Raw genomic sequence first — 14,009 nt, 5'->3', positions numbered from 1 at the left:
TATGTTAATTATAGGATACTCTCTCTTTTCTGTCATGGCTTAGATTGCGAAGCAATCATATTGTTTTTTATGGTAAACTGGAAGCGAAAATGCAAGTGAAAGGAGACTGTAACTTTGGAACAAACCTTTAAATTAAAATCTCTCTATCAGCCTAGCGGGGACCAGCCAGAAGCCGTCAAAAAATTGGTAAAGGGAATTAAGGAAAACCAGAAAGAACAAGTTCTATTGGGCGCAACAGGAACAGGAAAAACGTTCACGATGTCGAATGTGATTCAGGAAGTTAATAAGCCTACGCTTGTTATGGCCCATAATAAAACATTAGCCGGACAGCTCTATACGGAGTTTAAAGAATTTTTCCCTGAAAATGCCGTTGAATACTTTGTCAGTTACTATGATTATTATCAGCCTGAAGCCTACGTCCCTTCAACGGATACCTTTATTGAAAAAGACGCGAGCATTAATGATGAAATTGATAAGTTACGCCACTCAGCTACCAGTGCGTTACTCGAACGAAGAGATGTCATCGTAGTCGCTTCTGTTTCCTGTATTTACGGGTTAGTTAATCCAGCCGATTATAAGGAGCACGTTCTATCCTTACGTTCTGGTATGGAAATTAGTAGAGAAGCTTTGCTGACTCGATTAGTAGAGATGCAATTTGAAAGAAACGATATTGATTTCCAACGTGGACGCTTTAGAGTGCGTGGAGACATCGTAGAAATCTTTTTAGCTTCTCGAGAAAGTGAAGCGGTCAGAGTTGAGTTCTTCGGCGATGAAATAGACCGAATCAGAGAAGTGGATGTCTTAACAGGGGAAGTGAAAGCTGACTTGTCTCATGTGGCTGTCTTTCCAGCTACTCACTTTGTTTCAAATGATGAACAGACACGCTCAGCTATTGACTCGATTCAAAAAGAGTTAAAAGTGCGTTTAGAAGAGCTACGTAAAGACAATAAACTGCTTGAAGCGCAGCGTTTGGAGCAACGAACCAACTATGATATTGAAATGATGATGGAGATGGGGTACTGTTCAGGAATTGAAAACTATTCCCGACACCTCGATGGAAGAAAACCTGGGGAAGCCCCTTATACGCTACTTGATTTCTTTCCTAAGGATTCTTTATTTATCATTGATGAGTCACATATGACGATGCCTCAAATCAAAGGCATGTATAATGGGGACAGAGCCAGAAAACAGCAGCTGATTGATCATGGCTTCCGTTTGCCTAGTGCTTTAGATAACCGACCATTAAGGTTAGAAGAGTTTGAAGAGAGAGTCCCGCAAATTACGTATGTCTCGGCTACACCTGCAGATTACGAAGTGGATCGGTCTTCACAGATTGTCGAACAAATCATTCGTCCGACTGGTTTACTTGACCCGATTGTGGAAGTCCGTCCAATTAAAGGACAGATTGACGATATCATAGAAGAAATTAACCAGCGAGTCGAAAAAAATGAGCGTGTATTTATTACGACACTGACGAAAAAAATGTCAGAAGATTTAACAGACTACTTGAAAGAAGTGGGAATCAAAGTCGCTTATCTTCATAGTGATGTCAAAACTCTGGAAAGAACTCAAATCATTAGAGATTTAAGGGTAGGCAAATATGATGTATTAATTGGTATTAACCTATTGCGTGAGGGACTGGACGTACCGGAAGTATCCCTAGTGACCATACTAGATGCCGATAAAGAAGGATTCTTAAGAAGTACACGGTCTCTGATTCAGACGATTGGTCGTGCGGCTCGTAATGAGAACGGACGCGTTATTATGTATGCTGATCGGATTACAGACTCGATGAGGTCAGCGATTGATGAAACGGAACGTAGGAGAGAAATCCAGGAAGCTTACAATGAAAAACATGGTATCACTCCTCAGACAATCAAGAAAGAAGTACGCGACCTGATTAAAATATCGACGGCGGTTGAAGAAGAAGAGAAAGACTTATCAGAAGAAACGATCAAACAATTATCCAGACAAGAGCGTCTGGAGTTAATTGAAACAATGGAATTAGAAATGAGACAAGCCGCAAAAGATTTGAACTTCGAAAAAGCAGCCGATTTACGAGATGTTGTCATGGAGTTGAAAACAAAATACATGTAATCTTTCTATTTGAATGATTTCAAAATCGATTAATTTACTTGATTTTTAAAGCTAAGTAGTGTACTCTTTACAATGTGCTGAAGAAATGAGGCATAGACCTTTACTTGGTTTGTCGTCTCACCAACGCTTACTCAGTAAATGGATTCAAATAAAGGAAAGAGGTGGAAAAAATGGCAATTTCTAAAGAGAGAAAACAAGAAATCATCACTGAATACGCTCTTCACGAAGGAGATACTGGTTCTCCAGAAGTGCAAATTGCAGTCTTAACTGCAGAAATTAATGAATTGAATGAACACGCAAAAACGCATAAAAAAGATTTTCATTCAATGCGCGGACTAATGAAAAAAATTGGTCACCGTCGTAACTTACTGGCTTATTTACGTAACAAAGATATCGCTCGTTACCGTGAATTAATCCAAAGACTAGGATTACGTCGTTAATTTTTTTATCAATATAAACACTTTGTTTGTATAGATGAAATGAATTAAGAAAGACAGAAGCGGGATTCTAATGAATCTCGCTTTTTTATAAAAATAATATAAGTCAACAGGACGCCTGTCTGTCTACTATACAAATGTGAGGAATCATTCTTTGGTTTTTGACATTTGTTTAGTAGGTCTGGCATCCTGTTAAAACTATAATAAGGAGAGTACTATGTCAGAAAAACAAGTATTTACTACTGAAGTTGGCGGACGCAAACTGACAGCAGAAATTGGTCAGCTAGCTAAGCAGGCTAATGGAGCAGTTTTAATTCGTTATGAAGACACAGTCGTTTTAACGGCAGCTGTTGCTAGTAAAGAACCAAGTACCATGAACTTCTTCCCATTGACTGTTAACTATGAGGAAAAAATGTATTCTGTAGGAAAGATTCCTGGAGGATTCATTAAAAGAGAAGGGCGTCCTTCAGAAAACGCGACGTTAACGGCTCGCTTAATTGATCGACCGATTCGACCTATGTTCGAAGAAGGATTCCGTAATGAAGTGCAGATTACCAATACTGTCTTATCTGTTAACCCAGATAACTCACCAGAGATGACAGCTATGTTAGGGTCATCCTTAGCTCTTTGTATTTCAGATATCCCCTTCAACGGACCAATAGCTGGAGTAACAATCGGGAGAGTCGACGGAGAATTTATAGTCAATCCATCCGAAGAAGAGTTAGAAGCTTCTGATATTGAAGTAACCGTAGCCGGAACAAAAGAAGCTATTAACATGGTTGAAAGTGGAGCGAACCAAGTACCTGAAGAAGATATGCTTGAAGCTTTACTTTATGGACATGAAATTATTAAAGATTTAGTTGCCTTCCAAGAAGAGGTCACTGCGGCTGTTGGACAAGAAAAAATGGCTGTCACGCTTATTTTACCTAATCAAGACTTAAAAGAAGAAATTACAGCTACTTATAATAAAGAAATGCAAGAAGCTATTCAAACGTTTGATAAACAGGAAAGAGCAGAAAAAACGGAGCAAGTGAAAGAGAAGATTTTAGACGCTTATACTGAAAAATACCAAGAGGATGCTGACTTGGTTTCAATTCTTAAAGATGTTCAAACTATTGTGGACGATTTAGAAAAAGATGAAGTGCGTCGTTTAATTACAGAAGAAAACACCAGACCAGACGGACGTAAAACAGATGAAATCCGTTCCCTTGAGTCTGAAGTTCAGTTCTTGCCTCGTGTTCACGGATCAGGTTTATTCACTCGTGGGCAAACGCAAGCTTTATCAGTTGCGACACTGGGACCACTGAACGAACACCAAATTTTGGACGGATTAAGTAGTGAAGACAGCAAACGATTCATTCACCACTATAATTTCCCTCAATTCTCAGTAGGAAGTGTTGGACGTGCCAGAGCACCAGGCCGTAGAGAAATTGGACACGGAGCACTGGGTGAAAGAGCCTTGTACCCTGTTATCCCAAGTGAAGAAGATTTCCCGTATACTATTCGTATCGTTTCTGAAGTATTGGAATCTAACGGTTCCTCTTCTCAAGCCAGTATCTGTGCTGGAACATTAGCGTTAATGGATGCAGGTGTACCGATTAAAAATCCTGTAGGCGGAATTGCTATGGGACTTGTTATGAGCGGAGACAACTATACTGTTCTGACTGATATCCAAGGCTTAGAAGATCACCTGGGTGATATGGACTTTAAAGTAGCGGGTACCCGTGAAGGGATTACTGCACTACAAATGGATATTAAAATTCAAGGGATTACTAAAGAAATCCTCGAAGAAGCTTTAGTTCAAGCTAAAGTCGCACGTTTAGCTATATTAGATAACTTAGAAGCAACTATTGATAAACCGCGTGCGGAATTAAGTCAGTATGCACCAAAGATTGAGTCTATTAAAATTAAGCCTGATCAAATCAAAGTTGTTATCGGTAAAGGCGGAGAGACCATCAATAACATTATTGATGAAACGAACGTTAAAATCGATATTGATGAAGAAGGTAATGTATCCATTTATGGCCAAGATGCAGAAGGCATCAAACGAGCCATAGAAATTATCGAAGAACTGACTGAAGAAGTTGAAGTCGGAAAAGTATATACGGGTACAATTAAACGAATCGAAAAATTCGGTGCCTTTGTAGAAATAATTAAAGGAACAGACGGTTTAGTCCATGTATCTGAATTATCAGATAAGTACATTAAGAATGTAGCAGATGAATTTTCTGTTGGAGATAAACTAGATGTTAAAGTAACAGAAATCGATGATAGAGGTCGAGTGAATCTTTCGCGTAAAGCAGTTTTAAATAACAAAGAAGAAGAATAATCGACTAATGGAAACACGCATGTGCTCATGAAAAGATGGAGTACATGCGTGTTTTTTTACTCTATTATAAGATTTATAAAACAAAAGGGTGATAAAAGATGACTCAACTGTTTGATCATAAGTTAAATACGATTAAATGGATAGGTATAGTAACTATGACCATTGATCATATTGGTGTTTTTTTATTTCCAGGGTATTTATTTTTACGAATCATAGGAAGAATCGCTTTTCCCTGTTTTCTTTATAGTACGATTGAAGGAACAGAGCGAACAAAAGATTACAAAAAATATGCGATGCGTTTGTTTCTCCTTGGTGTCCTCTCAATGTCAGTGACTCCTCATTCATTTAATGTATTATTTTTACTTCTCTTATTTTCTTTATCCATCAGATACAAACGGTACATCTTCATTTTTGCCCTAATCAGTTTATTCGTAGAATACAGCATTTATGGATTTTTATTCGGTTGGGCACTCTATTGGTTGAAAAACAAAAAAGTGTATCAAGGCGTTTTATTTTCTTTAGTGGTTCAATTCCTTGTAGGCTCAACGGTTCAATTATTCTCTTTACTCGCGTTGCCATTATTCATAAAACCGTTGGATGTCAAACTGCCTATATTGCCAAAGTATTCATTCTATTTCTTTTATCCTTTACATCAACTGCTTCTCATACTCATAGCCTCTATATAAAAAAACTAAATATAGCCATTTTGACTGTTTCGGACAGAAAAATCTAAGGATTGTAGGGGAGTTAGCTGAGCATGGCCTTGATAGTGAACGATTAACTCTCCTTTTTCATTAATATCTTTAACTGTTGCTGTTTTAGGAGGCTCATTAGGTGAATAGACATGAATCTCTTTTCCAAGTAAAGCGGACTCCTTTTTACATAGCGATATAAAAGGAAAAGTCTGACGTGTTTCCAGCCAATCGGTATAGAACTGATCAAACTCGATTAAAAAATCTGCAATAATCACATTAGGATCAACGGTTTGTTTAGTCTCGATTTTTAGAGACGTTGCTTTGTGAAGAAGAGAATCCTCAAAATCATCAGGCTCCAAGTGGGTATTTATACCAATACCGATGACAAGTCCTTCCAATCGATTCTCTTGAAATTGGGATTCAATTAATATTCCGGCAACCTTCTTTCCATTTAAGACAATATCATTGGGCCACTTAATTTGGGTATCTCCGTATGCCTTTAAAGCTTGGCAGAGAGCTGCTGCGGTTAGCTGCGTAAACAGAGGGAGCGATTGGGAGTCAATAGTCGGTCTCAAAACAAGTGAGAGAGCAATCGACTTACCCATAGTTGCAGACCATTGTCGACCCAGCCTTCCTTTTCCCTTCGTTTGATGATGAGCCAGGATAACCGAACCTTCTTCAAAAGAGGAAAAAGAATTGAGAGCAAACGTGTTAGTCGAAGGAATGGCTTCTTTCACAATAAAGGGATGATGGGTTTTTGTATGCTGAGTTAGACGACTCAATTTGGATTTAGAAATTAATGGAAGAGTAAGATATAAAGAACTATTTGTATAACTAACTGGGTATTTTTTGTTTTTCAAGATACGACTGGCTTCTAAAAAGTCTTCTTTTGAGCACGTGTATTGCCTTGAAAAAGACTCAAAAGAGACTGTATCTGGATAAGTATCAATTAAAATTTGGAGTAAGTGCTGGTCTAATGTCATGTGTACCTCCTGAGATGTTAGACGAGTAAGCGTCTTTTTCAGTATACTGGATAAGTAGGAATTTGCCTACATCTATGCTATACTAAATTTACTGAAAAAATGAACGGATAATTACATAGGTGAAAAATACTATTAAAAACGAACGACAAAACTGATTTAGAGGTGGAAAATAGTGAGTAATATTAAAATTATTCCTCTTGGAGGAGTAAGAGAAAACGGTAAGAATTTATATGTTATTGAATCTGGAGAAGAGTTATTTGTTTTAGACTGTGGGTTAATGTATCCAGAAGATGAATTGTTCGGTATTGATGCAATCATACCTGACTTCACTTATTTAGAGGAGAATAAAGATAGAATTGCTGGTGTGTTTTTAACACACGGACATGAGGATGCGATTGGAGCCCTTCCTTATTTCTTGGATAGTTTCAATGTCCCAGTCTTTGGTTCAGAATTAACCATAGGCTTGGCCAAACTGTTCGTCGAAGAATCAAATGTCAGACCCGATTTTGATGATTATCACGTCATTGATGAAAAAACAGAAATTGATTTTAATGGGACAACCATTAAGTTTTTCCGTACTACCCATACTATTCCTGATTCTATGGGAATCGCCGTGCACACTGAAAAGGGACATATTGTTTATACTGGAAACTTTAAATTTGATCAGAGTGCTCAGACAATATACAGCACAGATTTGTCACAAATTGCAGACCTAGGAAAAGAAGGCGTTTTGGCCTTGTTGAGCGACTCAGGTGATGCAGAAAGTCCAGTAGAAAATGTGTCTGAAAAAAGAGTACAAGAAGAAGTTCAAGATATTTTCCAAAACACGAGTAGCCGTATCATTGTAGCTGCAGTTGCTAGTAATATCCTGCGAATTCAGCAGATTTTAAATGCTGCTCATGCGTCAGACAGAAAAGTGTTTATTACGGGAAAAAATCTCGAGGCTATATTAGAGACAGCTATGGAATTAAATAAGTTAACATTACCTGATGATAATCTCATTGTTCCAGTTGAAAACATCCACAAATATGAGGATGAACAAGTATTAGTCCTTGAAACAGGGACGGCTGGCGAACCGATCAAGACATTAAATCGCATGGCGGTAGGAAGCCATGAACAAGTGAATATAAAAGAAGGGGACTTGGTATTTATTGCCACTAGCCCATCTATTTCCATGGAAGTGACAGTAGCTGAAACAGAAAACTTAATTTATAGAGCTGGCGCAACAGTGACATCATTATCTAGCCACTTGAAAGCATCTGGTCATGCTACGCCAAATGATTTACAGCTCATGATTAATTTATTGAAGCCAGACTACTTTATACCTATTCAAGGGGAGTACCGCATGCTATCGGCTCATGCTAACTTAGCTAATGAAACGGGCATCCCTTATCAGAACATCTTTATTTTAAGCAATGGAGATGTGGTGAGTTATGAGAAAAACAGACTCCTGCAAAGCGGACAAGTGTCGGCTGACAATACCTTAATTGATGGGATAGGAATCGGAGATATTGGAAACATTGTTCTCCGTGATCGTCGCTTACTATCAGAAGATGGTATTTTTGTAGCCGTTGTGACAATAGACCGCAAAAAAAAGAAAATTGTTTCTAACCCTCATATCGTTACTAGAGGATTCGTCTTTGTTAAAGAGAGTCAAGATTTAATCAATGAATCCAATAAAATCGTTAAAAAGATTGTAGAAAAGAATTTAGAGCACAATGATTTTGATTGGGGATCCATTAAGCAGGAAATAAGAGACGCGTTAAATAATCACTTATTCAAGAAAACCAAACGTCGTCCTATCATCCTGCCAGTCATTATGGAAGTCAACCAAAACCGTCGCTTTATAAATTAATTAAAATTAAATAGTATTACTGTACTAGGGGAGTCGATAGAATCGGCTGAGAGTGAACTAATCGTTCAGACCCTTTGAACCTGTACGTTCATGCGTGCGTAGGAAGAGTACTTCGAAAATAAAAAGAGCACTTAAAGTATAGTTTCTTGTGCCCTCCGTTTGATTATTTTCTCCTCCCTAGACAGTAGTTACTAGAGGAGGAGTTTTTTATGCAAAACGAAAAATTAAGAACTTATTTGGAAGGAACCTTGTTCGCGGCTTTAGCTATCGTGTTATCCTTTATTCCTTCAGGTATCGGATCTTCCTTTTCAGTATCATTAGGGATGATTCCCTTATTGTTTTATACCATTCGTCGGGGACTTCTACCCGGCATATTTGCTGGCTTTCTTTGGGGGATTTTACATTTTGTCACAGGATCGGCTTACATGTTGAATGTGTATCAGGTTATTATCGAATATACCATCACTTATGCCAGCGTGGGTCTAGCGGGTTATTTTAGTAATGATATACTGGCAGCGATTCGAGCGGGCCGTATGAAAAAAGCTCAACTTTATCTCATAATAGCTGCACTGGTTGGGTCAACAGCTAGATGGTTTTGGCATTTTATTGCTGGTTGGATTTTCTGGGGTGACTATGCCTTATGGGGAATGAGTGCTATGACTTTTTCGCTAGTGATGAATGCCTTAAGTATGTTGGCTACAGTCTTCGTGGCAACGTCGGTCTTACTGATCCTATTAAATAAATCTCCATTAGTATTTATCCCAAAACTAGCTAAGATAAAAAGCCAAAGTCAGTATAAGTAGACAGGGAGAGTGAAACTAAGGTACACTGAATAGAAACAAAAAGAGGAAAGACTATGAGGTGTATCTCATGCATATTCTAGCAACGATAGTTATTATATTTATATTTTTTAATTCCCTCCTAGCCATTTATACTGTATTTAAAGAAAAGGAAAGAGACATAGCAGCTATTTGGGCTTGGTTGCTTGTTATATCTATGCTCCCAGGCCTTGGCTTTGTGATCTATTTATTTTTAGGAAGAAAGATATCAAAGGAACATATATTTGATATCCAGTCTCAAGAAAGAATTGGCATGTCTGAACTGGTGAAAGCTCAAAAAGATTTAGCTGAAACGGAAGATTTAGACGTTCCAGAATCCCAGTATGTTGAAAAAACCTTTGAGATGGTGCGATTGTTTTTAGAAACAAATGAAGCGGTATTAACAAAGGGGAATGACGTCCAAATCATTAGTGATGGAGAAGAGAAATTTAAACGTTTGTTAGAAGATATTAGAAATGCTGAACACCATATTCATATCACGTACTATATCTTTAGAAGTGATAAAATTGGCACAGCTATTGTGGAAGCTCTTGAAGAAAAAGCTAAGCAAGGAGTAGAGGTCAAGTTACTTTATGATCCAGTAGGAGCCAGATTATTAAAAAAGAACTTCTTTGATGTCCTAAGAAAAAATGGGGGTCAAGCGGAGCCTTTCTTCGGTTCACGCTTCTTCCTGATTAACTTGAGGCTTAACTATAGAAACCATAGAAAAATAGTGGTCATAGATGGAAAAGTAGGGTATACAGGAGGATTTAACGTAGGAGATGACTATCTGGGCTTATATCCAGAAATGGGGTATTGGAGAGATACTCACTTACGTATTGAAGGGAATGGGGTATTGACCTTACAAACACGTTTCTTAGTTGACTGGAACGCATCTGTAAAAAATCATAATGTCCAATATGATGTCATGTATTTTCCTTTTTCCCCTATGAAAGGTCAGACAGATATGCAAATTGTATCAAGTGGGCCGGACAATGAAATACAATCCATTAAAAAAGGATTTATTAAAATGATTAGTATGGCTAAGAAATCCGTTATCATTCAAACCCCTTATTTTATCCCAGATGAAGCTTTAATGGAGACAATTAAGATTGCGATTCTTTCAGGAATTGATGTCAAAGTTATGATACCAAATAAGCCAGACCACCCGTTTATTTATCGAGCGACCCTGAGTTATGCCGAAGAATTAGTAGAAAGTGGGGCAGAGGTCTATATTTACGATGCAGGCTTCTTACATGCGAAAACAATAGTCATAGACTCAGAAATCTTATCAGTAGGAACAGCAAACTTTGATATTAGGAGTTTTAAGTTAAATTTCGAAGTAAATGCCTTTATATATGACCGGATGTTAGCTAAAAAACAAGTGGATATTTTTAATGAAGATGTGAAACAATCTTATCTTTTGACGGAAGAAATCATTTCAAATTATTCGTTATGGGAAATTTTCAAACAGCAGTTTAGCCGTTTGTTTTCTCCCATTTTATAAGATTTTGAGTGTAGACTGGCAGAACATAGGCCAGTCTATTTTTTGTTAGAGGAAAAAATCCTTAAAATATGTCTCTTAACTTGATGACGCTAAGACTATGCATCCCGATTGCATAAATTAAAAGAGTAAGAAAAAGCATTTTTTCGGTTCCTTATTAATCTTTTTCTCATTAATTCGGCAAAAAAATATTATTTAAATTGGCGGTTGCAACCCTTTCCATCCCTTACATGTTGCGCTTAAATGAGGGAAACCTAATCATTTGCATTCGTGTCACCTTTTTGTAACAATAAATAGAGACGGTGATTTCTGCATACGGTTGTATGAAGAAAACAACAAGGTATGTCATGCAGCAAGGAAAATAAAAAAAGAGAAATGAAATGGTCTTCGTTTCTGTGTGGAAGAATTATAGATTGGGTACAGTACCTTCTCGGACTTCACACAGTTTTTTTTATGACTTTTTACTTAGAATAATAATAAAAGGAGAAAAGAATATGATTGAATTCAAGAATGTGTCAAAAGTTTATGACGACAATACAGTTGCGGTAGACAATATATCCTTAAAGATTAATAAAGGAGAATTTGTCGTTTTAATAGGAACCTCTGGGAGTGGAAAGACGACCACTATGAGGATGATTAATCGAATGGTCGAATCCTCTTCAGGTGACATATTAATTGATGGGAAGAACATTAAAGATGAGAATGCGGTCCAACTAAGAAGACGAATTGGATATGTGATTCAGCAAACAGGTTTGATGCCTCACATGACGGTCTATGAAAATATTATTATGGTGCCTAAATTACTCAAATGGGATAAAGAAAAAATGAGAAAAACAGCGGAGGATTTACTTGATAGAGTAGATATGCCTGTTGATTTCTTAGATCGTTATCCTCAAGAGTTATCTGGTGGCCAGCAACAGCGTATTGGGGTTATCCGTGCCTTAGCAGCGAATCAGGATATCATATTAATGGATGAACCTTTCGGAGCTTTGGACCCTATCACAAGAGATGCCTTACAAGAACTGGTGAAGCACCTTCAAGTTGAAATGGGACGAACAGTGGTTTTTGTCACACATGATATGGATGAAGCAATTAAATTAGCAGATAAAATAGCTATCATGTCTGAAGGGAAAGTCATTCAGTATGATACTCCTGATAATATTATCGCTAACCCTGCAAATGATTTTGTTAAGAGCTTCTTAGGAGAAGATCGTTTGCAGCAGCGTGAGACGATGCAGACAGTCGATCAGGTTATGATTAAAAACCCTGTCACTGTGACAGCTGATTTTAGTATAGCTGATGCTATTCGTGTGATGAGAGACAAGCGAGTAGATACGTTGTTTGTAACAGATAACCAAAAAGTGCTACACGGTGTATTTGATTTTGAAGATATTAACAGAAGTCGAGATAAATCTGCTTTGGTTAGAGATATCATGAACCAAGTGTATTATGTTAAATCAGGTACTTTACTGAGAGATGCTGCAGATAGAATGCTTAAAAGAGGATTTAAACATATCCCTGTACTAGATGATGACGGACACTTAAAAGGTCTAGTCACACGTGCTTCTTTAGTAGACATTGTATATGACACGATTTGGGGAGAGTATGAAGAAGGAGAAAACCAGCCTTTAGAAAAAACAGATCCTTTAGAAGTCGAAAAAGGAGGCGTCTAATATGTTGGAATTCCTATCAGAATATGGAATGGAAATGATTCGCCTGATTTGGGAACATATTTACATCTCCTTGATTTCCTTAGGCTTAGGTGTCATCGTCGCTGTTCCTCTCGGTGTTTTACTGACTAGAGCTGGAAAAGTCGCTTCTTACGTTATTGGTGTGGCTTCCATTCTTCAAACGATTCCTTCGCTGGCTTTGTTAGCTTTTATGATTCCTTTGTTTGGGGTCGGACAGTTTCCAGCGATTATAGCATTATTTATTTACTCATTGCTTCCAATTTTAAGAAACACCTACACGGGAATAAAAAATGTCAATGCTGACTTAGTCGATGCAGCTAGAGGAATGGGCATGACTGAATGGCAAATCATTCGCAGAGTCGAATTGCCACAAGCTGCTTCGGTTATAATGGCGGGCATACGTTTATCCGGTACGTATGTTATTGCATGGACGACATTAGCGTCTTATATAGGAGCAGGTGGACTCGGAGACTTTATTTTCAGCGGACTGGGTCTCTACATTCCTTCGCTCATTGTTGGTGGAACCATACCAGTTACGATATTAGCTCTATTAGTGGATTATCTATTAGGCAAACTGGAAGATTACGTCACACCTATAAACTTAAAAGACGTCGGATTAGAGAGGTAGGCATAAGTTATGAAAAAAATGAATATGAGATTTAAAGTGGGTTTACTCTCTGTGTTGTCACTCGTGTTGTCAGCCTGTGCTCTTCCGGGACTTGGAGCAGGCGGGATTGACGAAGAAGGGATTATTGTGGCGGCACCAGCGAATACGGAACCTATCATTGTAACGTATATTGTTCAGGGCATGATTGAGCATTATATTGATACAGAAGTGACAGTGATTCAGAATTTAGGCTCTACATTTATGGTCAGCTTAGCGATTGACCAAGGCGATGCCAATGTAGGTGGGTTAGCCTATACAGGAACGTCATTAACGGGGGAACTAGGAATGGATCCTATTACAGACCCTGAAGAAGCACGTCGAGTCGTGACTGAAGAATTTGAAAACCAAATGGATGTTAAATATTATCCTTCTTACGGGTTTGAAAACACCTATGCGTTTTTAGTCTCACAAGATTTTGCAGAAGAACATGGTCTGGAAACCGTATCTGATTTAGAAGCGATTGCGGATGATGTGACTGCTGGGGTGGATACAACCTGGATGGAACGTCAAGGTGATGGGTATAACGCATTTGTCGAACATTATGGATTTGATTTTGGAAACATCTATCCAATGCAAATCGGACTAGTCTACGATGCTCTCGCGGCTGGAGATATGGATGTCGTATTGGGGTATTCAACCGATGGGCGAATTGCGAGTTATGATTTACAGGTACTAGAAGATGATTTAAACTTCTTCCCGCCATATGACGGAAGCCCTATAGCTGCTTACAGTGTGTTAGAGGCCTATGAAGAGCTGGACGATATCCTTTTGAAATTAGAAGGAACAATCGACACTGATACCATGCAGGAATTAAATTTTATCTCTGATGATTATCTAATCGAACCAGCGATAGTAGCTCAACGATTTTTAGAAGAGAACAACTATTTTGAAGATAAAGAGCCGTTTTTAGAGCCAGTGGAAGGGGGGCAATAA

11 protein-coding genes and 1 riboswitch are annotated in these 14,009 nt (G+C 38.1%); of the genes, 10 read left to right on the top strand and 1 reads right to left on the bottom strand.

The features are described from left to right. The first annotated feature begins 114 nt into the window (after nucleotides 1-114). The 4 genes from uvrB (at nucleotide 115) to ABDZ53_RS00860 (ending at nucleotide 5,549) form a co-directional block, all read left to right on the top strand. On the top strand, nucleotides 115-2,097 hold the full coding sequence (uvrB, locus tag ABDZ53_RS00875) for an excinuclease ABC subunit UvrB (protein ID WP_343753032.1): 1,983 nt from the start codon (nucleotides 115-117) through the stop codon (nucleotides 2,095-2,097). A 170-nt stretch (nucleotides 2,098-2,267) separates the two neighbouring features. Further along, on the top strand, nucleotides 2,268-2,537 hold the full coding sequence (gene rpsO, locus ABDZ53_RS00870; protein WP_343753030.1) for a 30S ribosomal protein S15: 270 nt from the start codon (nucleotides 2,268-2,270) through the stop codon (nucleotides 2,535-2,537). Between the two features lie 214 nt (nucleotides 2,538-2,751). After that, nucleotides 2,752-4,863 (top strand): polyribonucleotide nucleotidyltransferase, encoded by a 2,112-nt coding sequence (gene pnp / locus ABDZ53_RS00865; protein ID WP_343753028.1) that lies wholly within the window; start codon nucleotides 2,752-2,754, stop codon nucleotides 4,861-4,863. Nucleotides 4,864-4,961: 98 nt separating this feature from the next. Continuing rightward, a complete protein-coding gene (locus ABDZ53_RS00860; RefSeq protein ID WP_343753026.1) occupies nucleotides 4,962-5,549 on the top strand; it encodes a TraX family protein in 588 nt (195 codons plus the stop codon). A gap of 5 nt (nucleotides 5,550-5,554) precedes the next feature. On the opposite strand, the gene ABDZ53_RS00855 is transcribed toward ABDZ53_RS00860, so the two are convergent. Next, a complete protein-coding gene (locus ABDZ53_RS00855; RefSeq protein ID WP_343753023.1) occupies nucleotides 5,555-6,541 on the bottom strand; it encodes a biotin--[acetyl-CoA-carboxylase] ligase in 987 nt (328 codons plus the stop codon). 172 nt (nucleotides 6,542-6,713) lie between these two features. On the opposite strand from ABDZ53_RS00855, the gene ABDZ53_RS00850 reads away from it, so the two are divergent. From ABDZ53_RS00850 to ABDZ53_RS00825, 6 genes are all read left to right on the top strand, one after another. Then, nucleotides 6,714-8,396 carry a ribonuclease J gene (locus tag ABDZ53_RS00850; protein WP_343753021.1) on the top strand — a complete coding sequence of 561 codons (1,683 nt, stop codon included), beginning with the start codon at nucleotides 6,714-6,716 and terminating at the stop codon, nucleotides 8,394-8,396. 16 nt (nucleotides 8,397-8,412) lie between these two features. Further along, nucleotides 8,413-8,519: riboswitch (TPP riboswitch) on the top strand. A gap of 86 nt (nucleotides 8,520-8,605) precedes the next feature. Then, the gene (thiT, locus tag ABDZ53_RS00845) at nucleotides 8,606-9,199 is read left to right on the top strand and encodes an energy-coupled thiamine transporter ThiT (RefSeq protein WP_343753019.1); all 594 of its coding nucleotides are present in this window, start codon (nucleotides 8,606-8,608) and stop codon (nucleotides 9,197-9,199) included. A 67-nt stretch (nucleotides 9,200-9,266) separates the two neighbouring features. Then, nucleotides 9,267-10,721: a cardiolipin synthase gene (gene cls, locus ABDZ53_RS00840; RefSeq protein ID WP_343753017.1), complete on the top strand. Its 1,455-nt coding sequence runs from the start codon at nucleotides 9,267-9,269 to the stop codon at nucleotides 10,719-10,721. Nucleotides 10,722-11,212: 491 nt separating this feature from the next. Next, complete coding sequence (locus ABDZ53_RS00835) at nucleotides 11,213-12,391, top strand: betaine/proline/choline family ABC transporter ATP-binding protein (RefSeq protein WP_343753015.1); 1,179 nt, start codon at nucleotides 11,213-11,215, stop codon at nucleotides 12,389-12,391. A 1-nt stretch (nucleotide 12,392) separates the two neighbouring features. Beyond that, nucleotides 12,393-13,037 (top strand): ABC transporter permease, encoded by a 645-nt coding sequence (locus ABDZ53_RS00830; protein WP_343753013.1) that lies wholly within the window; start codon nucleotides 12,393-12,395, stop codon nucleotides 13,035-13,037. 9 nt (nucleotides 13,038-13,046) lie between these two features. Beyond that, on the top strand, nucleotides 13,047-14,009 hold the full coding sequence (locus ABDZ53_RS00825; RefSeq protein ID WP_343753011.1) for an osmoprotectant ABC transporter substrate-binding protein: 963 nt from the start codon (nucleotides 13,047-13,049) through the stop codon (nucleotides 14,007-14,009).

The organism is Alkalibacterium iburiense (genome assembly GCF_039521845.1).
Lineage (GTDB): Bacteria > Bacillota > Bacilli > Lactobacillales > Carnobacteriaceae_A > Alkalibacterium > Alkalibacterium iburiense.
This window is presented reverse-complemented; position numbering and strand designations above follow the sequence as displayed.

Bases quoted from the DNA above. Each gene is read 5' to 3' on its own strand.
- ABDZ53_RS00860 (WP_343753026.1), top strand. From the start codon at position 4,962: ATGACTCAACTGTTTGATCATAAGTTAAATACGATTAAATGGATAGGT.
- pnp (WP_343753028.1), top strand. From the start codon at position 2,752: ATGTCAGAAAAACAAGTATTTACTACTGAAGTTGGCGGACGCAAACTG.
- rpsO (WP_343753030.1), top strand. From the start codon at position 2,268: ATGGCAATTTCTAAAGAGAGAAAACAAGAAATCATCACTGAATACGCT.
- ABDZ53_RS00855 (WP_343753023.1), bottom strand. From the start codon at position 6,541: ATGACATTAGACCAGCACTTACTCCAAATTTTAATTGATACTTATCCA.
- ABDZ53_RS00825 (WP_343753011.1), top strand. From the start codon at position 13,047: ATGAAAAAAATGAATATGAGATTTAAAGTGGGTTTACTCTCTGTGTTG.
- ABDZ53_RS00835 (WP_343753015.1), top strand. From the start codon at position 11,213: ATGATTGAATTCAAGAATGTGTCAAAAGTTTATGACGACAATACAGTT.
- cls (WP_343753017.1), top strand. From the start codon at position 9,267: ATGCATATTCTAGCAACGATAGTTATTATATTTATATTTTTTAATTCC.
- thiT (WP_343753019.1), top strand. From the start codon at position 8,606: ATGCAAAACGAAAAATTAAGAACTTATTTGGAAGGAACCTTGTTCGCG.
- ABDZ53_RS00830 (WP_343753013.1), top strand. From the start codon at position 12,393: ATGTTGGAATTCCTATCAGAATATGGAATGGAAATGATTCGCCTGATT.